Source organism: Pseudoalteromonas sp. GW168-MNA-CIBAN-0100 (genome assembly GCF_040309225.1).
GTDB classification, from domain to species: domain Bacteria; phylum Pseudomonadota; class Gammaproteobacteria; order Enterobacterales; family Alteromonadaceae; genus Pseudoalteromonas; species Pseudoalteromonas arctica.
This window is the reverse complement of the sequence record NZ_JBEOOL010000033.1, coordinates 11,854-36,634: the sequence shown is the minus strand read 5'-3', so window position 1 is coordinate 36,634 and position 24,781 is coordinate 11,854. Positions and strand designations below refer to the sequence as shown.

Annotated in this window: 19 protein-coding genes and 1 tRNA gene; 17 read left to right on the top strand and 3 right to left on the bottom strand. The window is 37.5% G+C overall.

Annotated features, from left to right (window positions below):
• Positions 1–24: 24 nt before the first annotated feature.
• The 6 genes from folP to AAEY62_RS17145 all read left to right on the top strand — a co-directional run bounded on the left by folP (position 25) and on the right by AAEY62_RS17145 (position 5,385).
• Complete coding sequence (gene folP, locus AAEY62_RS17170) at positions 25–873, top strand: dihydropteroate synthase (RefSeq protein ID WP_350635484.1); 849 nt, start codon at positions 25–27, stop codon at positions 871–873.
• Positions 870–2,219, top strand: a complete 1,350-nt coding sequence (glmM, locus tag AAEY62_RS17165; protein ID WP_007586638.1) for a phosphoglucosamine mutase — start codon at positions 870–872, stop codon at positions 2,217–2,219. The genes folP and glmM overlap by 4 nt, the downstream gene beginning before the upstream one ends.
• A 71-nt stretch (positions 2,220–2,290) precedes the next feature.
• On the top strand, positions 2,291–3,040 hold the full coding sequence (tpiA, locus tag AAEY62_RS17160; RefSeq protein ID WP_024590961.1) for a triose-phosphate isomerase: 750 nt from the start codon (positions 2,291–2,293) through the stop codon (positions 3,038–3,040).
• Position 3,041: 1 nt separating this feature from the next.
• On the top strand, positions 3,042–3,395 hold the full coding sequence (secG, locus tag AAEY62_RS17155; protein WP_002962769.1) for a preprotein translocase subunit SecG: 354 nt from the start codon (positions 3,042–3,044) through the stop codon (positions 3,393–3,395).
• A gap of 81 nt (positions 3,396–3,476) precedes the next feature.
• Positions 3,477–3,561 (top strand) — tRNA-Leu (locus tag AAEY62_RS17150).
• 198 nt (positions 3,562–3,759) lie between these two features.
• Positions 3,760–5,385, top strand: coding sequence for a methyl-accepting chemotaxis protein (locus AAEY62_RS17145; protein ID WP_024590962.1), 1,626 nt, complete (start codon positions 3,760–3,762; stop codon positions 5,383–5,385).
• A gap of 442 nt (positions 5,386–5,827) precedes the next feature.
• Here the strand turns inward: AAEY62_RS17145 and AAEY62_RS17140 are convergent, their stop codons facing one another.
• Positions 5,828–6,235, bottom strand: coding sequence for a type 2 periplasmic-binding domain-containing protein (locus AAEY62_RS17140; RefSeq protein WP_024590963.1), 408 nt, complete (start codon positions 6,233–6,235; stop codon positions 5,828–5,830).
• Positions 6,236–6,247: 12 nt separating this feature from the next.
• Entirely contained in the window at positions 6,248–7,402 is a 1,155-nt protein-coding gene (locus tag AAEY62_RS17135; protein WP_350635482.1) for a porin, read from the bottom strand.
• A gap of 455 nt (positions 7,403–7,857) precedes the next feature.
• On the opposite strand from AAEY62_RS17135, the gene AAEY62_RS17130 reads away from it, so the two are divergent.
• The 6 genes from AAEY62_RS17130 to AAEY62_RS17105 all read left to right on the top strand — a co-directional run bounded on the left by AAEY62_RS17130 (position 7,858) and on the right by AAEY62_RS17105 (position 13,580).
• Positions 7,858–8,328: a hypothetical protein gene (locus tag AAEY62_RS17130; RefSeq protein ID WP_024590965.1), complete on the top strand. Its 471-nt coding sequence runs from the start codon at positions 7,858–7,860 to the stop codon at positions 8,326–8,328.
• A gap of 52 nt (positions 8,329–8,380) precedes the next feature.
• Positions 8,381–8,857, top strand: coding sequence for a hypothetical protein (locus AAEY62_RS17125; protein ID WP_010553857.1), 477 nt, complete (start codon positions 8,381–8,383; stop codon positions 8,855–8,857).
• Between the two features lie 56 nt (positions 8,858–8,913).
• Positions 8,914–9,612 (top strand): fimbrial biogenesis chaperone, encoded by a 699-nt coding sequence (locus AAEY62_RS17120; RefSeq protein WP_024590966.1) that lies wholly within the window; start codon positions 8,914–8,916, stop codon positions 9,610–9,612.
• Positions 9,613–9,686: 74 nt separating this feature from the next.
• Positions 9,687–10,328 carry a fimbrial biogenesis chaperone gene (locus AAEY62_RS17115; RefSeq protein WP_148664645.1) on the top strand — a complete coding sequence of 214 codons (642 nt, stop codon included), beginning with the start codon at positions 9,687–9,689 and terminating at the stop codon, positions 10,326–10,328.
• A gap of 2 nt (positions 10,329–10,330) precedes the next feature.
• Complete coding sequence (locus tag AAEY62_RS17110) at positions 10,331–12,739, top strand: fimbria/pilus outer membrane usher protein (RefSeq protein WP_024590967.1); 2,409 nt, start codon at positions 10,331–10,333, stop codon at positions 12,737–12,739.
• Positions 12,729–13,580 carry a hypothetical protein gene (locus AAEY62_RS17105; RefSeq protein WP_197237150.1) on the top strand — a complete coding sequence of 284 codons (852 nt, stop codon included), beginning with the start codon at positions 12,729–12,731 and terminating at the stop codon, positions 13,578–13,580. Before AAEY62_RS17110 ends, AAEY62_RS17105 begins: the two co-directional genes overlap by 11 nt.
• Here AAEY62_RS17105 and AAEY62_RS17100 read toward each other — a convergent pair.
• Complete coding sequence (locus AAEY62_RS17100) at positions 13,570–14,160, bottom strand: LuxR C-terminal-related transcriptional regulator (RefSeq protein ID WP_024590969.1); 591 nt, start codon at positions 14,158–14,160, stop codon at positions 13,570–13,572. The two genes, AAEY62_RS17105 and AAEY62_RS17100, sit on opposite strands and share 11 nt — an antisense overlap.
• Positions 14,161–14,568: 408 nt before the next feature.
• Between AAEY62_RS17100 and AAEY62_RS17095 the strand changes: the two genes are divergently transcribed.
• The 5 genes from AAEY62_RS17095 to truA all read left to right on the top strand — a co-directional run bounded on the left by AAEY62_RS17095 (position 14,569) and on the right by truA (position 24,704).
• Entirely contained in the window at positions 14,569–16,791 is a 2,223-nt protein-coding gene (locus AAEY62_RS17095; RefSeq protein ID WP_101162844.1) for a TonB-dependent receptor, read from the top strand.
• 265 nt (positions 16,792–17,056) lie between these two features.
• Positions 17,057–18,178 carry a 4-phosphoerythronate dehydrogenase gene (locus AAEY62_RS17090; RefSeq protein WP_350635479.1) on the top strand — a complete coding sequence of 374 codons (1,122 nt, stop codon included), beginning with the start codon at positions 17,057–17,059 and terminating at the stop codon, positions 18,176–18,178.
• Between the two features lie 48 nt (positions 18,179–18,226).
• On the top strand, positions 18,227–19,243 hold the full coding sequence (locus AAEY62_RS17085; protein ID WP_007586655.1) for an aspartate-semialdehyde dehydrogenase: 1,017 nt from the start codon (positions 18,227–18,229) through the stop codon (positions 19,241–19,243).
• Positions 19,244–19,597: 354 nt separating this feature from the next.
• Positions 19,598–23,758 (top strand): FimV/HubP family polar landmark protein, encoded by a 4,161-nt coding sequence (locus AAEY62_RS17080; protein WP_350635477.1) that lies wholly within the window; start codon positions 19,598–19,600, stop codon positions 23,756–23,758.
• Between the two features lie 148 nt (positions 23,759–23,906).
• Positions 23,907–24,704, top strand: coding sequence for a tRNA pseudouridine(38-40) synthase TruA (gene truA / locus AAEY62_RS17075; protein ID WP_007584098.1), 798 nt, complete (start codon positions 23,907–23,909; stop codon positions 24,702–24,704).
• Positions 24,705–24,781 lie beyond the last annotated feature (77 nt).

Sequence of the window (24,781 nt, the reverse complement as noted above, 5' to 3'; positions counted from 1 at the left end):
TTAGAAAAAGAATAAAGGTTGGCAATGACTAACATATTAAAGCTTCCGAGAGGGCGTACGCTTAATCTTGAAAAGCCCGTTATTATGGGAATATTAAATGTAACGCCGGATTCATTTTCTGATGGTGGGCAGTTTTTAGATCCTAAAATAGCGCTAAAACGCGCAATGCAATTATTAGATGACGGTGCGACAATTTTAGATATAGGGGGAGAATCTACTCGCCCAGGGGCGCCAGATGTTAGCTTAGAAGATGAACTTGCTCGAGTAATCCCCGCTATTAAAGCGATACGTCAGCGCAGTGATTGCGTTATTTCAATTGATACTAGTAAAGCGCAAGTAATGGAACAAGCAATACTTGCAGGGGCAGATATAGTCAATGATGTTAGAGCTTTGCAAGAAATAGACGCCTTAGAAACGGTTGCGCAGTATGAAGATGTAGCAATTTGTTTAATGCATATGCAAGGGCAGCCCCGGAGCATGCAATCGTCACCTCATTACGATAATTTGTTTGCAGATATAAGTATGTTTTTTAGTGAACGTATTAAAGCATGTGAAACAGCTGGGATTAAGTTTGAACGACTTATTCTAGACCCAGGTTTTGGATTTGGAAAAACGCTTAGTCATAACTATCAAATATTGGCTAAGTTTGATGATTTTAATAAATTAGGTTTGCCATTATTGGCCGGATTATCTCGTAAATCGATGATAGGTAATTTATTAAACAGAAATACAAATGAACGGTTAGCGGGCAGCTTAGCGGGTGCGTTAATCGCAGCGCAAAATGGCGCAAAAATTATTCGTGTACATGACGTAAAAGAAACCGCAGATGTACTTGGTGTATATCAAGCCTGCGAACAAGGAATTTCACAATGAAAGAAAGAAAATATTTTGGCACCGATGGCGTGCGTGGACTTGTAGGCGCTGCTCCAATAAACCCTGAATTTGCAATGAAGCTAGGCTGGGCTGCTGGGCGTGTATTATCGCAAAGTGGTACTAAAAAAGTAATTATTGGTAAAGATACGCGTATTTCGGGCTATATGCTTGAAACCGCACTTGAGGCTGGTTTAATTGCTGCTGGTATTGATGTTGTATTATTGGGTCCTATGCCGACACCGGCCGTTGCTTATTTAGCGCAAACATTTCGTGCTGAAGCAGGTATTGTAATTAGTGCCTCACATAATCCGTATTACGATAACGGTATTAAGTTTTTCAATGGTCAAGGCTTAAAGCTTGATGATGCAGTAGAACTTGAAATTGAAGCGATGCTTGATGAGCAAATGACATGTGTTGCTTCAGATAAATTAGGCAAAGCATCGCGTTTAGTCAGTGCGGATGGCCGCTATATAGAGTTTTGTAAGAGTCAATTCCCGCAAGGCCTGTCTTTAGAAGGTCTTAAAATTGTTGTCGATTGCGCAAATGGCGCTACTTATCATATTGCACCTTCTGTTATGCGTGAACTTGGTGCAGAAGTAATAACACATGCGTGTGAGCCTAACGGCGTTAATATCAACCATGAATGTGGCGCTACTCACGTAGATACCCTTAAACGTAAAGTGCTTGAACTTAAAGCCGACGTAGGTATTGCATACGATGGTGATGGTGACCGCGTGATGATGGTTGATCATAATGGCCGTGTTTTTGATGGTGATGATCTGGTTTATATTATTGCTTGCCAAGCAGCCCAAGATGATAATTTGGGTGGTGGTGTAGTTGGTACTGTTATGTCTAACATGGGTCTTGAAAATGCTTTAAAAGCAAAAGGTATCGAGTTTGCTCGCAGCAAAGTAGGGGATCGCTATGTTATGGAATTACTACAGCAAAAAGGCTGGAAAATTGGCGGTGAAAGCTCAGGCCATGTACTAAATCTAGACTTAATTAGCACGGGTGATGGTATTATTTCAAGCTTACAAGTACTTGCTGCTATGGTTGCACAAAATCGTACATTGCAAGACTTAGGCGCTGGTTTTACCAAGTATCCAATGAAGATGATTAACGTGCGTTATACAGCTGGAACTGACCCGACAAAAGCACCAGAAGTGCTTTCAGCTGTAGCAGAAGTAGAGCTTGCTTTAGGCGATAAAGGCCGTGTTTTACTGCGTAAGTCAGGCACTGAACCTGTGGTTCGTGTTATGGTTGAAGCCGAGCAAGAAAAGATTGTAATAGACAGCGCTCAAAAAATTGCAGCTGTTGTAGAATCTATGAGCAAACAAACTGATTAATAACAATAATCTCTTGTAACTTTGGGCGAGAAAAGTTAATATCTCGCCCGCTTTCTAATGTGGAGTGGATAATGGCAATACGCAAGGCGATGGTCGCAGGCAACTGGAAAATGAATGGCTCTTTAGAGTTAGTTAAACAAATGTCTGACGCTATTAACGATGTAAAATCACAAGAGATGGACATTGTTTTATTTCCTCCATTCCCACTTGTACCAGCAATGGTAGCTAGCGGTGTTTCTACAGGAGCTCAAACTGTTTCTGAAAATACACCTGGCGCATATACTGGTGAAGTTGATGCGCAGCTTATAAAAGATTTAGGTGCAACTTACGTACTCGTTGGTCATTCTGAACGCCGCAGTATTTATAACGAAAGTAATGCAACAGTCGCTGAAAAGTTTGCTAGAGCACAGCAAGTTGGGTTAACACCAATATTATGTGTAGGCGAGAGCGAAAGTGAGCAAGAAAACGGTCAAACCGAACAAGTAGTTGCTGCACAAATTGATGCAGTAATAGAGAAATTAGGTGTAGCAGCACTGAAAGATTCTGTGATAGCATACGAGCCCGTTTGGGCCATAGGCACAGGTAAGACTGCATCGCCAGAGCAGGCACAAACTGTTCATAAATTTATCCGTGACAAAATTGCATCACTTGATAGCAATTTAGCACAAGGGCTTACCATCTTATATGGTGGTAGCGTTAATGAAAAAAATAGCGAATTATTATTTGCACAAACAGATATAGATGGCGGCTTAATTGGCGGCGCAAGTCTAAAAGCAGAATCTTTTACTGCAATCTGTAACAGTGCAAAAGGGACTGTATAAGATGTACGAAATTTTATTAGTAGTTTATTTAGTTGTGGCTTTGGCTCTAGTTGGAATGGTTTTAATTCAACAAGGTAAAGGCGCAGATATGGGTTCTTCATTTGGCGCTGGTGCATCAGGCACAGTTTTTGGTTCGTCAGGTGCAGGTAACTTTATGACAAAAACAACCACAAGCTTAGCAACGGTATTTTTTGTATTAAGCATTGTGTTAGGAAACCTAACTGCTGGTCAAATTAAAAAGACTGACGAATGGGAAAACCTAGAAGCAGCTCCAGCAGTAGAAACAGTAGTTCCTGTTGAAGAAGATGTTCCAGTAACATCTACTAAAGAGCAAAGCTCTGACGTACCAAACTAATTTAGCGTAAAGCTATCGTTAAACGATTTATAGTCCTCAAATAAATCACATGTTTAACAATTAAGCGAAAGCTTAAAAAATGCGGATGTGGTGGAATTGGTAGACACGCCACCTTGAGGGGGTGGTGCTTTAGGGCATGGGGGTTCAAGTCCCCCCATCCGCACCAAATTTAGAAACCAGTAGCAGTGATGTTACTGGTTTTTTTGTATCTGTAATTTATTGTGATTGTTTTTTGGACAGTGTGTGGTTGTTGTTAAATAATCCTTCTATTTGTTAGAAAAAACTAGAAATATTACAAATTTAGCTCACACTTATAGATATCAAGCCGATAATAAATATAGACAATAAAATAAGGTAGCACAGTATGGCTTCAGGCTTCTCTTTTCAAAACCTAAGCATAACAAAAAAAATACATGCAATAACATGCATTGCGGTAGTGGCTTTTATAGTGATCGTATTGATAAACTATTTAGCTATGAATGATAATAAGGTTTCTCTCGATGAAATGAGTAACTCATCGTATAAAGTTGTAAAAATAACGTCGCAAAACGTAGGGCTTTTAGAAAAACTTGATGAACTTTATACCCAAGCGGTTACGTTTGGTGAGCAAGACCTTATCGTTAAAGCAGACGAGGTATATCAAACTTTAGAGTCTAATATTACCTTAATAACGCAGCTTAATAACTCCTACATTAATAACGATATTATTAATGAGTTGTCAGATTATGAAAAAATATCCTCAAGTATTGCTACAGGTATGGTTAACGGTACTGCTGATTTTAGTAAGATTCAGCAACAAGCGCAGCTTAAAACAAGTTTATATGGATCTGTTTTAGAAAGTTTTAAAGGCGCTCAACAAAAAGCGGATAATCGTTTTTTTGAACTGGTTGCCAACACTAAAGCGCGCTCTGATGAAGCATTAACTCTAATGTTAGCTGTATCCATTATTTCATTAATTTTATTATTGTTTATGGCTATTTGGATTGCTAAGAATATAGGTTCATCTGCGAGTGATGCAGCTAACAACCTTAGTTTATTAGCAAGCGGCAATGGTTCTTTAAGCACACAGCTATCTGTTAACTCAGAAGACGAAATTGGCCAAGTCTCTATTAATTTTAACGCATTTATTTCCTTACTAAGAGAAACAGTTCTTGAAGTTATTGCTGTATGTGAGCCTTTAATGGAAAACTCAACACGACTAGTTCAAGGTATGGAACAAGCTGAGCGTGCTACAACAAAGCAAACCACTGATGCTGAAATTGTTAAGCAATCTATGGAAGAAATGAAGCAGAGTGTTGGTGATATATCAGAATCTGCTGCTAACGCTTCTCACGCTGCTGAAACGGCCGAGAAAGAAGTTGAACAAAGTCGTACACAAGTACAGATGTCAGTTACCGCTTCTCGTACGCTCAGTGATGAAATTAATCGAGCTGCAGGGACTATTAATAAGCTTGCGGACGATACAAAAAATGTATCGCAGATTTTGAATGTAATTACGTCTATTGCAGATCAGACAAACTTACTTGCTCTTAATGCTGCTATTGAAGCTGCACGAGCAGGTGAACATGGAAGAGGCTTTGCTGTAGTGGCAGATGAGGTTCGTGAACTGGCTTCTCGCACTGCACATTCTACTAATGAAATACGTGAACTATTGGGATCATTAACGACTGCCGCAAATGAATCTGTAGCTGCTATGACTTCAGCACGTGATATGGCAACAGATAATGCTACAGCCGCAGAAAAAACAGGTATTTCAATAGAGAAAATCGCAGAGCAAATGTTAGAAATTAATGGTATGAATTCGCAAATAGCAGCAGCAACTGAAGAACAAACATCCGTTGCAGCTATGGTAGTAGATAATGTGTCAAATATGCATGTATCGTTCGAAGATACTATGGACTCACTACTTGCTGTACGCGACGTAGCCAAAAACCTACATTACCTATCTGATAACCTATTAGATGCAACCGCTAAGTTTAGAATCGAGTAAAGCTTAGTACTGAGCCAGTATAAAAATCTACCCTAGGGTTGATGCCAGTTAGTTAACCGCTGACTGGCTTTTTTGTTTGGATATCTGGTTTGACATACCTAGTATATGTCCACTCCCGCTTTATTAGTAATATGTGATGCTCTACTTTAGCTTACTATTGCTCTATTTATTTAGGGATACTCCCTGAGTTCTCAATAAACATAGTCTGAATTAAGTTAATAATATTAATTGCACACGTCGTAACACTCAGTTGACAGAAGTCTTCTGAATTGGGTGCGTAGCTATTGGCTAGAGAAAGTGTTGTAGTGGGTTGCAAAAAAAGGCCTCTGAATAAATTCAGAAGCCTTCATAAAGGAACCCGAAGGCCGGTTTATCGATTAGTTAAATATTTCTCAACCTATCTGTATTAACCTCTGGGTGGTTTTTTATATCAATTTCACTGCTAAAAGGTCGCAATAACTTTTACTTTATCGGTCACTTTAGCGCTATCAACATAGCCAATTGCATTTCCATTAGCTGCAACAAAATCAATAACAGCTTGGTCAGATGTTAGTTTTTCAGGCGGGGTACCTTTACCTGTAAATACAAGCTTTGACCAATATGCATTTAACTGACTGCTAGACTTACCCACTACTTTGTCGTTAAATTCATCAGCTACAGATGTACCGTCTTGATTTATAGGATTAACTTTATCGCCATTACTAAATGACTTACTTTTTCCCAGATAAATCTTTTTTATTGTGTCAGCATCTACAGAGCTAGCATTGCTTGGATTAATAATCACAGCAACTTCTGCAAATACATTAATTGAGCACAATGAAAGTGCACTTACTAAAATTAATTTTTTCATCATAAGCTCCAATTAAAAGACAAGATCTACACCAACAGCTACAACATCCGTCTCTGTATCAGTTATGTCATCTTCAAAACGACTAAAGTCGATCTTGAAAGCAGCGGAAGGATGAAAATCATAACGCGTACCAATTGTATACACATTACTTTGTGATTTAACTCCATCTAATGCGCTGTTTAGAGCACTATTTAGTGAAGGGATAGCTTGGATTTGATTGTAACGAGAGGAGTCATGCTCATCGTCATTATCTTCATAAGTGAAGTGTACAATTACGTCATCCATTCTGTAACCAACAGAAGCATAATACTGAGTCTGTTTAGCTAAAAGGCTATTGTCAACTTCAAATTGAGTATACTCGGCATCAAATAACACATTGTTATAATCAATTGAAAAACCAATGCCAATAAACGTACCGTCGTCTTCATTAATATCAAGATCATCTGCTTGTGCTGTTAACCCGCTTTGACGCAATACGTTTTCAAGTTCATTTATTTGAGCACCAACTATATCGTCAGTATCATTCTGACCAAGTGCTATTGATGTGTCTGCGATTAAATAAGCAGCACGTGCACTAAACCAGTCATAAGATAGCGTCCAATTGATACCGGCGATATCAGTTAATTCAGCTTTATCATGGTAAGTGACGGCTTCAATTTCACCATCGAAGCTACCATAAATGACTTGTACTGTAGAATCCCAGTCACCAAGTTGCGAATTATAAAGTAAGCTTAACCCTTCGTAAGTAGAAAAAGGGATGCTGTATACTGACTCTGGTGGACGCACCCAACGGTATGCATAACCTACATCAATAAAGTCAGAATAACGGTAAAAAGGCACTCGCATTTTACCAGCGCTTAATTGAAACTCATCATTAAATTCATAAGTTAAGTAAGCCCACTCAAATTCTGCATCAAAATCATTATTACCACGAGCTACAATTTGTGCTGTCGCACTTAATTTTTCTTGTAAGTCAGTAGATAACTGCAGTGCAAACACACTTTCATTTTTAAACGAAATGTCATCATCATAGCCATAGCGGCCGCGATCATCTTCCAGACTTTTACCACCGACAATTGATGCAAAACCATTAATTCTTACCTCAGCACTAGCATAGCTAGATGCTAAAACTGCACATACAGCCACTGCTACAGATAGCTTTTTCATATGTTGTTCCTATTTGTTATTTACATGTTGATTTCTTTATTAGTATAAGTGCATAACGAGTATTTATCTAATAAACAGAATGGTTTAAAGTTTTTATTTAATTTTTAGTCAATATTATTTTGTTTTTTAAATTAATCAGGTGCGAATGTTTGTGTTTAAAAATGTTTAGTACTGGGGTTGGATATAAAGCATACGATTGGTGATTCTTGTTTATAACGTCTTAATGTAACTTACAAGCCGTAAGTATTGCATTTACTACCATATAGATTTGTTAACATTTAATTATAAGTGTTTTACATAAGTTATTTAGTTTAAATGTTTATATTTTATAGTGTTGCATAGTCGAAATTATTAATAAGTAAAGCTAGATATAAGCAAATAGAAACTTTCTAAACGGTGTTTTTATCATAAGATTACTCCTGTCTTAGCTAGGTTGTTCAAAGGAAATGGCGCTGATGAAGAAGCTAACTTGGTTTTTATTATGTTGCTTTGCAATGAATGCATTCAGTAATGATGAAGTAAGTTTAACTCTGGTAGGTCATATTTCACCAGTGTGCGGCTTTACTACTCAAAATAACAACCTTCAGTTTTCTTCAGATGGCCTTGCGAGTACAAAGCTAGTGATTAATTGTAATTCACCTATGCGAGTATCAATGCAATCTGAAAATGGTGGCCTGCGCCACCAGCAAAGTACTCAAATAAATGCTTATAATATTAATTGGTCAATAGAGGGCGTTTCAAGCGACGTTTCCGCAACAGCACTTGAGCTCAAATCTATGTACAATTTTGATGTTGATAAGATTTTATTTAACAGTGTAGCTAAATTACAGTTAAAACTAGATGAGCCTTTAATTTATGCCGGAAGCTACCAGGATGTGCTTCGCATAGAAATGACACCATCGGTTGTATCTGGTGGAGTTTGGTAAACACTAACTATAAAATATAAACAAATATGTCACATGGATAAGGAATATTAAAATGAAAAAGTTAATCGTGTTATCAGCAATTGCAACTCTAACATCTGGCGCAGCATTTGCTGAAAACCTTAATGTTGGTGGTGCAGTGTCATCGGTTTGTGCAGTGAGTAATATTAACACAACACAATTCTTCCAAACATTAACAAATGGTGCGACTAAAAACGTAGGCTTTGATTTGCAATGTAACGATGCCGATGGTGCTACTATGTCATTAACGACATCTGAAGGGCATTTACAGAATGCTGATCAAGAAAATCAAGGTGTTGGCTACACAGCAATGTTAACTGCAGACGCATTTAATTTTACACTTTCAGCTGAAAATGGTCAAAATGATCAGACAGAATCGCAAAGTCAGCCTGGTTCGTCAACGCTTGCTGCAGGAGGAGTCACAGGTAATATTTTATTAACTGTGACTCAAGAGCCTGTTTATGCCGGTACTTATGCAGATACGCTGATGTTGGCAATAACAGCTAACTAATTAGCATAATAAAAGGCAGTAATTACTGCCTTTTAATTTAGCAGGAGGGACTCTATATGCGTTATATCTTTTTAATGATACTTTTACTCAGCTCTTATTCTACACTGGCTTTTCAAGTTAAACCAATGGTCGCAGAGCTTGAATCATCAGGTAGCCAATCACAACAAACAATTCGTATATCTAACCCTTCAGATAGTTCTTTAACTATTGAGATATCAGCTTTTGATTTACTAATAGCTTCCAACGGTGATGAAACATTAAAAGCGAATGAAGAAGACTTTTTAATTATTCCCATGACTACAATTATTCCGTCCGGGAAAAGTCAGTCGGTAATTGTTCGATATATTGGCGAACCAATGTTAGAAAACTCAAAAGCATACCGAATAGCTATTGATCAGGTATCTGTTGATTTAGAGAAAGCGGGGCAATCAGGCGTTGGTATGTCAGTTAGCTTTAGAACTTTGTTTAATGTGGTGCCTAAAGGTGCTGAGGCAAAATTATTAATTAAAAATAAACGCCAAGTAGATACAGAAACATGGAATGTGCTTCTGGAAAATACAGGCAATAAATATATTCGCTTATCGCAGGCACAGTGGCTTATTAAAGGCGATGATCAAGAGCTATTATTAGAAGGGACCGAATTGAGTAAAGCATTGACTGGAAAAATTTTATTACCAAAATCTAGCCGTGAGGTCTCAATAAAAATTCCAACAAAGTTTAATGCAGCTAGTAGTGATCTAGAGGTCAATTTTTAATGCTGCGGATATGCAGTTACTTTCTTATATATGTAATTGTAATTGCACCGACCTTTGCTGTAGAAGTAACGCCTATGGTGGTTACTTTCTCCCCTGATAGTCGTTCAAGTAACGCTTCTAGCTTGGTTCACAATCAGTTACCAAGAGACATTGCTTTTGATATACAAATTTACGAAATTGACTTTTCTCAAGGCACGCCTAAATTAATTTCTTTAGATGACTCTCCATTGTGGGTTTTTCCTCCATCGCTATTTTTGCAACCAGGGCAAAGCCAGCAGTTGCAATTTAGATGGTTAGATAAAAAACTTCCTAGTACAGATAAAAGCTATCAAGTTAGTTTGATTGAGCAGCCCATTGCAAAGCAGTCTATAAATAAACAGTCACAACTTACGATGCTGTTAAATGTAAATTTAATTGTTCATTTGGATCAACCTCGATTAGTTCCTAAACTGACTATAAAAGAACCTCATGTTGAGGATGGCTTTATCGTCACTGAAGTATTAAATGAAGGAAAAGGGGCAGGACGATTAAGTGATTATGAAATAAAAATCACTAAAAATAAAACCCTGAGCGATCGAATTTTAAAAGATCAATTAAAAGCAAACGGATACGATGTTTTTTTTGCTCCTCATAGCACCAGTGTCATAAAAGTCCCTATGCCACAATCTTTACAGGAAGGAAGTTTAAATCATCTACGTTTAGTGCTGGCTCGCTAGTTATGCGAGTTTTATTATGCATATTTTTATTGAGCTTTACTCAATTATGTTATTCAAAAATTAACCCGTCTAAAAGAACCATCGAACTCAGCGTTGAAGCAGAACTGAATAAAAATGCTATTGGTAAATTAACTCTTGCAGTTGACCCAAATGATAATTTATCACTTAAATGGAGTGAAATTAAAGTTTCATTCGAACGACTTTTATTTTCAGAAGATTTTGATTCTTTAGAGTTTAAAGTTAATAATAATGTTATTGATACAAAAGCATTAGAGTCATTTGGATATAATATTTCATTCGATATGAGTGATTTTAGCTTAGAAATATCAGTACCTCTTAGACTGACTCGCCCTCAACAGCTAAGTTTAAAATCTGATTCAAGGAATTTAACAGCATCGGAACCCGCTAAACTAAGTGGATTTGTTAATGCTTATTCAAGTTATTTTTATCAGCAAGATAAAGGCGAGGACACAACAGATGAGCTCTTAGCTATTCGCTCTGAAATGGTAGTGAGCTGGGAAGGGTGGGTTTTAGAAAACGAAGTGGAGTATTTATCTGAAGTGACTCCTACTTCATCAAATATTAGGCGCTTAGGTACTCGTATAATACATGACCTACCGCTTAGTGGGTTACGTATATCAGTCGGTGATAATTATAGTTCAGGTAGTTATTTTCAATCAACAGCACGGGTACTCGGTTTGTCGCTTTCACATGATTTTTCGCTAGTTTCTGACAGACCTATCAGACCCAGTGCTTCTCGTAGCTTTACCTTAGAGAGTCCATCCTCTGTAGAGGTGTTAGTTGGCGAACGTATAGTACAAAAACTTAATTTAGCCGCAGGTATATATTCTCTTGATGATATTCCCCTTAATGAAGGAAGCAATAATATTACTCTGAGGATCACTGATATAGCAGGAGTTGTGCGTTTTGTTGATTTTGACGTAACGACAGGTTTAGATCTTTTTGCTCAAGGGCAACTTGAATATGAGTTTCATTTAGGCGTTCCTTCACGCTTAGGTAGTGAGCTAGATTATGATTACGACGAGCCACTAGCCAGCTTTTATCTTGATTATGGCATTACACCTAGCTGGACAGCGGGTGCGGCAGTACAGGGTGATGAGTATTCTCAGCAGGTTGGTTTTAAAAATATTTATGCAGCTAAAATTGGACAGATTGCGTTTGAAAATGCGATAAGTTTCAATGAAAAAACAGGCCATGCTTATCGCATTGTTTATAGTAACTATAGAAATCATAGTGATAATAACACTGACATAACGGTGGGTTATGAATACTCATCAAGATATTTTACAGGACTTGGTTATCGGCCTGATTCTCAATCTAGTTCTCGTTTAAGAGAGCATTATATTCAGGCTAATTATAGTTTTTTTTGGGGCGATAATACGCAAACATCTTTTTTTACAAGCTTATCAAGGTCATATGATGAAGCTCAATTTGATAAATCAATTGGGGTTAGTCTTTCTGGTGAGATCGATAATAGCCAATGGAGATATAGTTTAGGTGGGCAGTGGGAGGGTCTCGCTGAAGAAAGTCAATGGGATGTAAGGTTGTCTGTCACTTATAAGTTTTCTAATACTCGACGGGCTAAATTATCTCATCAATCTAGGCGTGACAAAACACGTTTAGAATTCTCTCAAGATAGTAATCAGCGCTATGTTGGAGCTTTGAACATAAGAGCTGGGCTTGAAAAAAATGATCAAAATGAAGCTATTTTTGATTTAAATACTCAATATAACGCGAATCGTTTTGTTATGAACTTTGATCATGGGAGTTTTTACGAGCAATTTAATGAGGACTCAGCTTACCATCAGAGCCGATTAAGCTTGGCGTCAAGTATAGCATTTGCAGATAAGAGTTGGGCTGTTGGGAAACCCATATACGATAGCTTCGCTTTAGTAAAACCTCACTCTAGCCTTAAAGGAAAAAAAGTTATATTGGGGCAATATGAAGATGAATATAGGGCCGATAATGAAGACTTCGAGACTATTTTATTGAACGATATAAGTTCATACGCCTCAACCAACGTTGCAGTCGATATTGATAACTTAGCGCCAGGGTATGATATAGGTTCTGGTATTATTACTCTTTATTCACCTTATCGAACGGGTCATGCAATTACAATAGGGACTGCCGCTAACATATCAGTCATTGCAACGCTGTACGACCAACAAAAAAAGCCACTATCGTTACAGGTTGGAACGGCTATTTGTTTAGATAATAGTAGTAAGAAAGAGCATACATTTTTTACGAATAAAAAAGGACGATTTGCATTAACAGGTTTAACCGCCTGTAATTATGAAATTACACTTAAGAATGCAGAAAAGTCACATTTTACGATTGAAGTATCTGAAGGTGAACAATTACAGCGCAAAGGAGCTATTTATGTACAATAAAAAAGTAAGTTTATTATTGGGTGGTTTAGCACTATTTATTTTTACGCCTTTAATTCATGCGCAATGTGCTGCTAGGTTCGATAAGGTTGAACATATTTATGATGATTTTGAAAGCTACCATGCCTTACAGCAAGTAGACTCTAAGAAAGAGCTACGTATAAGCGTTATTAATGATAAGAGTTGTCAATTACAGCTCCTGATTACAAGTGAGAACCAAGCTCAGTTAAAAGGGCAATTTCAAAGTGTTCCGTACCAAATGCAAAGTATACAGAGTCAGTTAGTTAGCACATCAACTTTAAAGTTGAGCTTTACTAATTCTTCGACGATATTGTCATTACTAATACCATCAGGAACGCCGATTAAAGCTGGTGTCTATACAGATAGACTCCAAATGAAATTATACGATCAGGGGAGCAAGTTGTTAGATGAACGAGAATATAGCATTCAAGAAAATATTGTGCCTAGAACAAGTCTTTCTGTACTTGGGTATAATACATTTTCAAATACTATTAATTTGGGAGAGCTAATACCGGGTAAGGAATACACTATGTTACCTAGTTTACAAGTTGTTACTAATTCAGATATTCAATTATCTGTAAGTTCAGATAATAATGGTAAATTAATACACAGTCTCTATAGAGATAAATATGCAATTAATTACAGTCTAGATCTGGCTGGAAGATGGCTTGAACTAAATAACGTATCACAACATAAATTCTCATATTCAGGACAAACCGTTTATTTGTTACCTTTGAAAATTCAACTAAATGATTTTGAAAGGCAAGCTGCCGGTGAATATTCTGACATAATAAGGTTTCAAATAAGTCCGCTTAATTATTAACCTTATTTAAGTTTTTTTGGCACCAAAGTAATGCTTGTTGTTTATTTTTCACAGCAATCTTTTGATACACTTTATGTAAATGGACGCGAACAGTAGCCTCACTGATAAATAGGGTGTCTGCAATTGCACTTGAATGTAAGCCAGAAAATAATAAGTTTAATACTTTCATTTCCTTGCAGGTTAAGTTGTTTGATTGCAGAGTAGTTTGTTGTTCACTCGCTAGCATTTGCCTCATCCAATCATCGGTTACTGCACGAGGGAACCATAACTTTCCTTGTTCAATGGCTTCTAATCCTTGTTGAAGTAGTACTTCGTCAGTGCCTTCGTAAAACAATCCTTTTAAATTTGGCCACTCTTTTAATGCTAGTACATCGCAGTCTTTTGGGACATCAAAAATTACCAGTCCTTGGTGACCATTTTTTAGCATGAATTGATTAATAAGTTCATAATTGGTAATGACGTTTAAAGCTTGATAATTAACAAGTAAAACGTTGAAGTCAGCTGCAACACAAAAAAGTGAAGTGTAATTTGGATTTGTGAAGCATTTGAGGCTTTTATCAGCTGTGTTTTCAATATTCATAATATTCTATCCATAGACTACATTTTAGTACTATATTCTTATTTTTAGTTAATTTCAATGATAGGAGAATGTGTTGTAGCTCTTTTTTTATACACTAAAGTACATGTGTAAAGTACGTTTTATGTGCTTTTTAAAATTGTATTTATGCGGTTTTTTGTTTTAAAACAGCTTTTTAGTGAGGTTGATATTAATGTTCTTTATTTATGATAATCCATCTAAAGCTAACAATGCTTAAGTCGCCTTTATTCTTTATACATTTATTCAAATAATTTATACATTTCTTCACAATTCTGTCATATAATACCCATCCAGAGGAAAGATGCATTACGCATCTTTTTTTATGCCTGAAATTTATACTCTTAAGTATAAATGCATAACTAAATCACACGGTATCCTTTGGAGAATATTTTGAAATTACGTAACCTCTCACAGTTAAGTCTAGCAATTTTTGCTGCACTCACTACCTCTGTAAACGCCGAAGAAACTAAAAAAACAGCTAAACAAGACGCATTTGAAAAGATAGAAGTCACAGCTCGTAAACGTACAGAGAGCCTGTTTGAATCTCCAACCGCTATCACTTCAATTGGCGCTAACCTAATTGATAAAGCCAATATGAGTAACCTAGAAGATATTGGTAAATATGTTCCAAATTTAAATATTACCCGCTATGGCGTGGGCAATTCTGCGCATGCGTCTGTATTTATCCGCGGTATAGGTTTGCAAGATCACATAATAACTACCGATCCGGGTGTGGGTGTGTATCTTGATGGTGTGTACTTAGGTCGTCAAATGGGTTCTAACTTATCATTACCTAATGTTGAGCGTGTTGAAGTGCTTCGTGGCCCACAAGGTACTTTATATGGCCGTAATACATTAGGTGGCGCTGTAAATGTAATTACAAAGCAACCTGGTGATGAAGGTATTGTTACTACTGCAGCTAAGCTGGGAAGTCGTGGACGTATTGCCGGTGATGTTTATTTTAATAACTCACTAACAGATGATGTAAGTATGTCTGCAAGTGCATCGTACAAAACACGTGATGGTGTGGGCGAAGCTGTTAATTTAGCAAACCCAGAAAAAGAAATTGGTGAGGAAGAAGAATTTAGTGGTCGTGTTGCACTTAAATGGCAAGCAAATACCGACTTAGCATTCACTTTTTCTTTAGATGGTGTTGATAACGAATCTGGCCAATCGCCTTATACAATTGAATTGACAGACCCACTAGACTCAAATGATGTTTTTAATGGCGACTTCCCATTATTGACTCAAGATTTAATTCCATCAGACCCTGATGATTTAGGCACAACTGTTGCGGGTATTGAATCTACCTCTTACTCAGGTTGGGGCACATCGTTTTCAGCCGATTGGGCAATTAACGATACTTATACCACTAAGTTTATCTCAAGCTACCGTACATCTGAGTATGAAGGTGGCCTAGATGATGATGCATCACCTTTAAACTTGTCTGAGTTTCCAGAGGAGGGCGGTGCTGATCAGTACTCATTTGAAGTTCAGCTAAATGCAACATTCGATAATATGGACTTTGTATCTGGTCTTTACTTTTTTAATGAAGATGGCTTTACACGTTCAGGCCCATTTGTATTCAGCCCATTTAATACACCTAATGGCTTGTTGAATGATGGTGTAACAGAATCATTTGGCGGTTACGGCGAATTTGAAATTAACCAAGAAACTAATTCGTATGCAGCATATATAAATGCCAGCTACGATTTAACTGACGATTTAACGGTTGGTGGTGGCCTTCGTTATTCAAAAGATAAGAAAGATGCAAATGCTATATTCCCATCATTTCCAACTCGTAAATATGTAAGTGCAGATTTTGATGCAGTTACGTGGGATGTAAATGCATCTTATCAGCTTAGCAATAATATGAATGTTTATGGCCAGATTCAAAAAGGCTATCAAACAGGTGGTTTTCCACCGCGTCCATTTGGTGGACCAGATCAATTTGTATCGTTTGACGAAACAAAAGCGATTAACTACGAAATGGGCTTAAAAGGCCAAGTACACGAAAATGTATCTATGATGCTTGCGGTATTTGTGACTGATTACACCGATTTAGCATTGCCGTTTTCAGATCCAACAGCGGGTGGTGGCTTTGTAACAATTGTAGAAAATGCAGGTCAATCTAAAGCGCAAGGTATTGAGCTTGAAACAACCGTTGCTATTACCGATGACTTTACTATTCGTAGTGCAGTTGGTTATTTAGATTCTGAAATAACAGAAGTGGCTGAGGGTGTACAAGGCATAGGTAAAGGCGATTCACCAGCACTGACGCCACGCTGGACTGTCATGGTTGCACCTTCTTACTTTATGGATTTAGAGAGTGGCGCAACACTTGCGTTTAATGCTAATTATTCGTATCGCAGTGAAATGCAAGGTCAATCAGTTTACAACCAAAGTGAGACCATTGATTCTCGTGAACTAGTTGGTTTTAATATTTCGTACACTAATCCATATGGCGATATGGAAGTTACACTGTATGGTGAAAACGTTCTAAACGAAGTTTACGATGTTGGTCGCCTACAACAATCAGGTTTTGTTGGTGTAATGCGTAGTAATGACCGCAGTGAATTTGGTTTGAAATTCAAAAAAGATTTTGAGCTATAAACTAAAATCAAGTAAATAAAATTCAATGTAATTGAAGTTTATTTTTCATAACAAAGGCCGAATCATGCTGTGATTCGGCCTTTATATATTCAATAGTAAAATTATTATCCACATAATTTAAGTCCCTAATTTAAATTGCTGATTTAAAACAATCAACATAACCGCTTTTAAGTATTTGTATCAGCTAAAATGCGCCTTTTTAGTTTGTGTAAAGGCTTGGTTGTTCGTTACAATGGCGCCACTTAATTGCCAAACGGACTCAGTGATGAAAATTCTTGCCGATCAAAATATGCCTTTAGTTGAGCAGTACTTTGCAGACTTTGGTGAGGTTGAGCGTTTTGATGGTCGTAAATTAACGCCTGAACAATTAATAAATGTAGATGTACTCCTTACTCGTTCAGTGACTAATGTTAATCATGAACTATTGGCACAAGCTAACAAGCTGAGCTTTGTGGGCACTGCCACAATTGGCATTGACCATATTGATACGCAATTACTGCATGACAGAAATATTGCTTTTACCAGTGCACCTGGTTGTAATGCCGTTGCTGTAGCTGAATATGTAATTAGTAGTTTATTTGCATTAAGCCAAGAAAATGCGCGCCTATTGTGTGGTCAAACAATTGGTATTGTAGGAATGGGTAACATTGGCACGTGTTTGTCGCAAAAATTAAAAGCATTAAATGTCGACGTACTGTTATGCGATCCGATTAAGCACGAACAGGGCTTATTACAAGAGCATGTAGCGCTTGATGAGTTATTAGCACAATCAGATGTTGTTACTTTTCATGTTCCACTTATTAAAAGTGGCGAGCACAAAACGCTGCACATGATGAATAAAGAGCGATTACAAGCACTTAAACCAGGAACCACGCTAATTAATGCAAGCCGAGGCGACGTAATTGATAACCAAGCATTGCTTGAGGTAATGGAAGCTGGGGCTGATTTAGATATAGTACTTGATGTATGGGAAAAAGAGCCCAATATTCTAACTGAATTACTAGAGCATGTGCGTTATGCCAGTGTGCATATCGCAGGGCATACACTTGAGGGGAAAGCACGAGGTACACAAATGTTGTATCAAAAATTGTGTGACCTAAAAGGTGTAGAGGTGAGTAAATCGTTGGATGATTTTTTACCAATACCTGCTATTACAAATGCAACTGTTACGCAAAGCCTAAGCGAGCAAGATATTGCCCGTTTGGTGCATTTAATTTATGACGTACGCCGCGATGACGGAATTTTACTTCGTCATTTAGAAGGTGAGGGCTTTGATAGTTTACGTAAAAACTATCCGTTAAGGCGAGAATTTAGCACCTTATTCCTACAAGGTGATAGCCCACAACTAGCAGCACTTAGTCAACTTGGCTTTAGCATAGCTAAATAATTATTTAACTAACGATGTTGTTTTAATGTCGTTTATAGAGGAAGAAATATGTCGCAAAAATATAACGTTGCCGTACTTGGCGCTACTGGTTTAGTAGGCCGTCAAATCATTGAAACGCTAGCAGATCGTAAGTTTCCTGTAGATCAGCTTTTTTTACTTGCGAGCAGCCGCAGCGCAGGTGAAGACATAAAGTTTCGTGGTGAGACCATTGAAGTACTTGACGTTGAAGGCTTTGATTTTAGCCAAGCGCATATAGGTTTGTTTTCTGCTGGTGGTAGTGTATCTGAAAAATATGCTCCTATTGCTGCTGATGCCGGCTGTATTGTAATCGATAATACATCGCACTTTAGAAATGATTTTGAAATCCCACTAGTGGTGCCAGAAGTTAATGCTTCAAGCCTAGCTGATTTTAGGAATCGTAATATTATTGCTAACCCTAACTGTTCAACTATTCAGATGATGTTAGCACTTAAACCAATTTATGATGCTTACGGAATAGACCGTATTAACGTATCTACTTACCAAGCTGTATCGGGCGCAGGTAAAGAAGCGGTTGATGAACTTGCAAAGCAAACAGCTAACTTGATGAATGCACGCCCTATGGATAATAAAGTATTTCCAAAGCAAATTGCATTTAACGTTATTCCTCAAATTGATAGCTTTGAGGATAATGGCTATACACGCGAAGAAATGAAAATGGTAAATGAAACTCATAAAATTTTGGGTGATACCACTATTGCAGTAAATCCTACATGTGTACGTGTTCCCGTGTTTTTTGGTCACTCAGAATCAATTAATATTGAAACGCGCATGCCTTATGACTTTGAACACGTTAAGCAACTTTTAAAAGACGCGCCTGGTGTTGAGCTAATTGATGATGAAGGTGATTACCCTACAGCAGTGTCTGACGCTAGTGGTAACGATACTGTTTATATAGGCCGATTACGTGCTGATATTTCTCATCCTCATGGATTAAACATGTGGGTTGTAAGTGATAACACTCGCAAAGGTGCTGCAACTAACAGTATTCAAATTGCAGAAGAGCTTATTGCTAATTACATGTAATAGTTAATAGCGCTGAACACACTTTCGAAGCGGTAAACATTATTTGTTTGCCGCTTTTTGTTTATAGAGCTTGTCAATTTTTTGCCGTTTATTTTTAAAAGTATAAAAACTGATTGATAACACTCAATAAATTAATATTTATAAAGATGTTTTAAGGCATTTATTTTCAAGGTGTTGCGATGGATATTAAGCCTTAACTGGTTTATAGTTTGTAATTGGAATAGAGCTTGCAATAAAAATAGATTGTAATAATAAATGCGAGTCAGTCATTTGGCTGATAACAGCAATAATCAACAATATTTATGCACTTAAGCTTTAAGTGTTTTGTTAATATTTAAATATTAAAGGATCAGCATGCGCGGTTTAGTTACACTTATTATATTAGCGTCTGCATTGATAGTAACGCCAGTTTACTCTCAAGACAGTACCCAATTAAAGGGGCCTAAAGGCGTTGACTATGGTGCGCAAGGGCGATCTATTGGGCCAATTAAACCAACTGATACACTTTGGCGTATAGCGGCTAAAGTGCGCCCAGATAACTCCGTCAGCATTTATCAAGTTATGCAGGCCTTGTATAACAAAAACCCCAACTCATTTTTAGAACAAAATCTTAACCATATTCAAAATGGTGCCTATTTAAAAATCCCAACTTTAGCCGAAATAAAAGGTGTAAATACACAGCTTGCAAAGCAACGTTCTGAGCAAGATGATGCATTATGGGAAAAGAAAAAAAATGGCACACTTACGCAAAGCGAAATTGCCTCAGCACAAACAAAAGTAACTCAAGCTCGTAAAGTCGACGTAGACGATGCCAAAAAAGAGATACAGAAAGAATTAAATGAAATAAAAACAGAGCAAAGTACTAAGCTTGTTGAGTTACAACAACAGTTTAAAAATTCCGTAAGCAATGTAGAAGAAATTTTAGTTGAGAATAATAATCTTAAAAAACAATTATCAGGTATTTCAAACGAACTCGAAAACTTACGCTTACAGTTAGGACAAGACAGTGAAATTCAAAATCAGTTAAAAGAACTAATTGTTAAGCAAAACGAGATTATTGCACAACAAAAAAAACAAGAGATAGTACCAAAAGAATCATTTGATTTAAGCTCATTATTTTCAAATCCGATAGTGCTGGGTTTATTAATGTTTATTCCTGGGCTACTGATTATTTTTGCAATTATTATGTTTTTACGCAAACGAGCAAGTAATCAAGAAGAGCCACAAAACGATGATGACTTTTTACCACAAACCCCAATTTACACTGGCGATGATGACTTGGGTCCAAGTTTAAATGACGATCCAATTGTACCCGACCCTTTAGATGACTTGAGTGTTCAATTAGATGATAGTCTCGAAAATGATATGTTGCCTGATGATGATTTAGATGACGGCCTAGATGATTTTTCAGGTGGTGAGAATTTACTCGATCAGGATGAGCTTGAAAGCCTGCTAAGTGATGACATTGTTTTTGATGATGAAAATACCGATGACGATGATGAACTCGATATTTTTATGCAGCAAGGTTTTGATCAACCTTCAGATGAAAACGCTGAAGATATAGATTTAGATTTATCTGATGACTCAATAAACAATGATGAAATTCTAACTAATGACGATTTAGATAGCTTGTTTGATGAAGACGATAGTCTACCTGAGTTTGATGCACCGCAAACAAGCGAAGCTTTAGAGGATGATAGCTTAGAGTCTCATGATGAAATGGCGGCTTTAAGTGAGGAGCTTGCAGATGATGATAATTTTGATATAGATGAATTATTAGATCAAACATCAACAGAATTAGATACTTCAAATAACACTTCAGCTGAACTTGGTACAAGCGACGACTTTGATTTAGACGATATAGATAGCTTAATTGATGAAGCGAATGACCCAAAAAGTGATGTGGTAGATGACTCAATTGATGCAGAGTTACCCGACGAAGATGAACTTCTAGAAGAAAGCGACGACTTTGATTTAGACGACATAGATAGCTTAATTGATGAGGCTGCGGTTGATACTGCAGATGATTCATTAGTTGAGGAAAGCGACGACTTTGATTTAGACGGCATAGATAGCTTAATTGATGAGGCTGCGGTTGAGACTGCAGATGATTCATTAGTTGAGGAAAGTGACGACTTTGATTTAGACGACATAGATAGCTTAATTGATGAGGCTGCGGTTGATACTGCAAATGATTCATTAGTTGAGGAAAGTGACGACTTTGATTTAGACGACATAGACAGCTTAATTGATGAGGCCGTGGTTGATACTACAGATGATTCATTAGTTGAGGAAAGTGACGATTTTGATTTAGGCGACATAGATAGCTTAATTGATGAGGCAGCGGTTGATACTGCAAATGATTCATTAGTTGAGGAAAGTGACGACTTTGATTTAGACGACATAGATAGCTTAATTGATGAGGCAGCGGTTGATACTGCAGATGACTCATTAGTTGAGGAAAGTGACGACTTTGATTTAGACGACATAGATAACCTAATTGATGATGAACTAAAAAATTCAGATGTAAGAGATTCAGAAATTGATAATGCATTAGCAGACTCAGTTGAGGATTTAGCAGATGCTCAAGAAGAATTAAATGTTGATGATATTGAGTCGCTTGCTTCATCATTAAATGAAGAGCCTGAACTTACAGAAGAGCCAGAGCTTGAAGAAGAGCCAGAGCTTGAAGAAGAGCCTGAACTTACAGAAGAGCCTGAGCTTGAAGAAGAGCCAGAGCTTGAAGAAGAGCCAGAGCTTGAAGAAGAACCTGAGCTTGAAGAAGAGCCTGAGCTTGAAGAAGAGCCTAAGTTTGAAGAAGAACCTGAGCTTTACGATGAGCCAGAGCTTGAAGAAGAGCCAGAGCTTGAAGAAGAGCCTGAGCTTGAAGAAGAACCAGAGCTTGAAGAAGAACCAGAACTTGAAGAAGAGCCAGAGCTTGCAGAAGAGCCTAAGCTTGAAGAAGAGCCAGAACTTATAGATGTAACGGTTGATGATTTTTCAGACACATCAGAGTCGCTTCTTGATCCTGAAGATGCACTTGAAGAATATACAGATGATACTTTAAAGAGCGTTGATGAGCTTTTAAGTGAGCTACAACAGGCCACTGATGACGACTATATAGAAACACCTGATTGGTCTTTAGATGAGCTTGATGATGATCTTGAAGAAATAGAAGTTGATCTTGGTGACGATCCGCTAGCGGGCGACGATGACTCAGATCTTACTGAAATTGAAGAGCAGCTTGATAGCGAGCTTGTAACGCCAAGTGAAGAGTTGGATGAATATCCTGAACTTGAATTAGACGATGATCAATCATTATTAGAGAATGAGCCTTCGTTTGAGCCGCAAGAGCTTAAAGGAGATGCATCGGGTGATGAAAATGCAGTAGCACTTAGTCAAACAGAGAAAGATCTCGCAAATGCGCTTATGGCAGATGGTGATTTAGATAGTTTAGAAGATGATTTAGATAGTTTAGAAGATGATTTTGATGATGAACTATTAATTGATAATAACTTCTCTGAATTAGAAACTGAAACGGAGATTGAAGATGAGTCGCTTGATGATGATTTACTTCAAGAAATTAATAATGAGGTTGATTCTGTTGAACCACCAAGTATTGAAGATGACATCAAACCTCTTAACCTTGATGAAGTTCAAGAAACATTAGAAAGTGAGTTACCATTTACCCCTGAAGAATTACAAGGGGATGATTTAGATGGTGAGGCACCGGGAGTCGCTTCCAGCCAAGCTGAGCAAGATTTAGCAAACGCACTTATGGCAGATGCTGATTTAGATAGTTTAGAAAATGATTTTGATGATGAGATTTTAATTGAAAATGATTTTTCTGAATTAGATGCTGAATTTGACGAAGATAGTTTAGAGCAAGCACTAACTGATGAGTTATCAGAAGAATCGCAAGAGCAAACAAATGCAGAGCGCGAAGCACAGTTAACAAGCTTAGATGAAGTGGGTAGCACTGATATTAGCTCTGACGACGAACTTGATGAAGAGTTTATGTCGAATTTGACGCAAACTGATTTTGATTCATTACTTAGTGAGTTAGCAGAGCCTGAAGACTTAAGTGTTGATGACCGCAGTGAATTTGATGTTGACTTTGACAGCTTGCTAAAAGAAGACTTAGAGACAGATGATTCATTAACTACAAAAGAGTCACTTGTTGAAAGTAGTGATGTTGAGCAACTTGATAATGATGAATTTGTAGATATTGATTCATTATTAGAAGAAAGTGACGACGCTGAACTTGAACACGAACCTTACACCGACGTTAATATGGATGTCGGTTTGAGTGAGTTTGATGCATTACTTGCAGGTGATAACCCAACGGATGTTGATGCTGAAAGTGGTGGCTACTCAGCTAAACTTGATTTAGCGCGTGCTTATATTGAAATTGATGATTTTGATTCTGCGCTTAAAGTTATTGAGGATGTCATTAACAAAGGTCCTGAAGAAGTTCAAGAGGAAGCACTTAGCTTAAAAGCTAAACTAAAATAATTAAAATGTTTATAAGAACCCGTATCTAGCTTAGCTAAATACGGGTTTTTTTATGTGTATTGGTTTGATTACGACAGGTCTCCTTTTATTGCATCGTTAGATAGCATAAAATGCCTCGTTCATTAGCACAGTAGGTAAAACGGTAATTATGCGAGTAGCACTTGGAGTTGAATACAACGGCGCACGTTATAGTGGTTGGCAGCGTCAATCACATGTAAATAGCGTACAGCAAGAAGTAGAAAAAGCGTTGTCGCGTATTTGTAATCATCCTGTTGAAGTTATATGTGCAGGGCGTACAGATGCTGGTGTGCACGGTACAGGCCAAGTAATACACTTTGAAACGCAAGCCGATCGCGATATGGTCGCATTTACACTAGGTATGAATACTTTAATGCCTAAAGATATTGCTATTCGCTTTGCCCAACCGGTTGCTGATGACTTTCATGCCCGTTTTAGTGCTACAGCTCGTCGTTATCGCTATGTTATTTATAACTCCCCCCTACGAGGTGCGGTATTAAACGAGGGGGTTACGCATTTTCATCATCATCTTGATGAAACAAAGATGCAAGAGGCGTGTCAGTACTTAATAGGTAAACACGATTTCACCTCTTTTAGAGCGATACATTGCCAAGCGAATACACCGACAAGAACAATTCATCATCTGTCGGTACAGCGCCAAGGTACTTACGTTATTATTGATATTAAAGCGAATGCATTTTTACATCACATGGTACGTAATATCACAGGCAGCTTAATGGATGTTGGTTTACATAAACAACAACCTATATGGATAAAAGAGCTACTTGATTGTAAAGAACGCGCAAAGGCCAGTGCTACCGCTAAGGCTGCTGGTTTGTATTTAGTGGATGTTGACTACCCTGAGCAATTTAATATTCCTCAAACACCTTTAGGCCCTTTATTTTTGCCTGATATAGATGTGGTATAAGTACTTTTTATGAGCACTTTTAACTACTAAGACCAGTTTTTTATACCGCGTTAGTGTAATTCATGTTTTAATTGAAA

Bases quoted from the DNA above. Each gene is read 5' to 3' on its own strand.
- AAEY62_RS17125 (WP_010553857.1), top strand. From the start codon at position 8,381: ATGAAAAAGTTAATCGTGTTATCAGCAATTGCAACTCTAACATCTGGC.
- AAEY62_RS17100 (WP_024590969.1), bottom strand. From the start codon at position 14,160: ATGAATATTGAAAACACAGCTGATAAAAGCCTCAAATGCTTCACAAAT.
- tpiA (WP_024590961.1), top strand. From the start codon at position 2,291: ATGGCAATACGCAAGGCGATGGTCGCAGGCAACTGGAAAATGAATGGC.
- folP (WP_350635484.1), top strand. From the start codon at position 25: ATGACTAACATATTAAAGCTTCCGAGAGGGCGTACGCTTAATCTTGAA.
- AAEY62_RS17120 (WP_024590966.1), top strand. From the start codon at position 8,914: ATGCGTTATATCTTTTTAATGATACTTTTACTCAGCTCTTATTCTACA.
- AAEY62_RS17085 (WP_007586655.1), top strand. From the start codon at position 18,227: ATGTCGCAAAAATATAACGTTGCCGTACTTGGCGCTACTGGTTTAGTA.
- AAEY62_RS17110 (WP_024590967.1), top strand. From the start codon at position 10,331: ATGCGAGTTTTATTATGCATATTTTTATTGAGCTTTACTCAATTATGT.
- AAEY62_RS17135 (WP_350635482.1), bottom strand. From the start codon at position 7,402: ATGAAAAAGCTATCTGTAGCAGTGGCTGTATGTGCAGTTTTAGCATCT.
- AAEY62_RS17140 (WP_024590963.1), bottom strand. From the start codon at position 6,235: ATGAAAAAATTAATTTTAGTAAGTGCACTTTCATTGTGCTCAATTAAT.
- glmM (WP_007586638.1), top strand. From the start codon at position 870: ATGAAAGAAAGAAAATATTTTGGCACCGATGGCGTGCGTGGACTTGTA.
- secG (WP_002962769.1), top strand. From the start codon at position 3,042: ATGTACGAAATTTTATTAGTAGTTTATTTAGTTGTGGCTTTGGCTCTA.
- truA (WP_007584098.1), top strand. From the start codon at position 23,907: ATGCGAGTAGCACTTGGAGTTGAATACAACGGCGCACGTTATAGTGGT.
- AAEY62_RS17130 (WP_024590965.1), top strand. From the start codon at position 7,858: ATGAAGAAGCTAACTTGGTTTTTATTATGTTGCTTTGCAATGAATGCA.
- AAEY62_RS17105 (WP_197237150.1), top strand. From the start codon at position 12,729: ATGTACAATAAAAAAGTAAGTTTATTATTGGGTGGTTTAGCACTATTT.
- AAEY62_RS17090 (WP_350635479.1), top strand. From the start codon at position 17,057: ATGAAAATTCTTGCCGATCAAAATATGCCTTTAGTTGAGCAGTACTTT.
- AAEY62_RS17145 (WP_024590962.1), top strand. From the start codon at position 3,760: ATGGCTTCAGGCTTCTCTTTTCAAAACCTAAGCATAACAAAAAAAATA.
- AAEY62_RS17080 (WP_350635477.1), top strand. From the start codon at position 19,598: ATGCGCGGTTTAGTTACACTTATTATATTAGCGTCTGCATTGATAGTA.
- AAEY62_RS17115 (WP_148664645.1), top strand. From the start codon at position 9,687: ATGGTGGTTACTTTCTCCCCTGATAGTCGTTCAAGTAACGCTTCTAGC.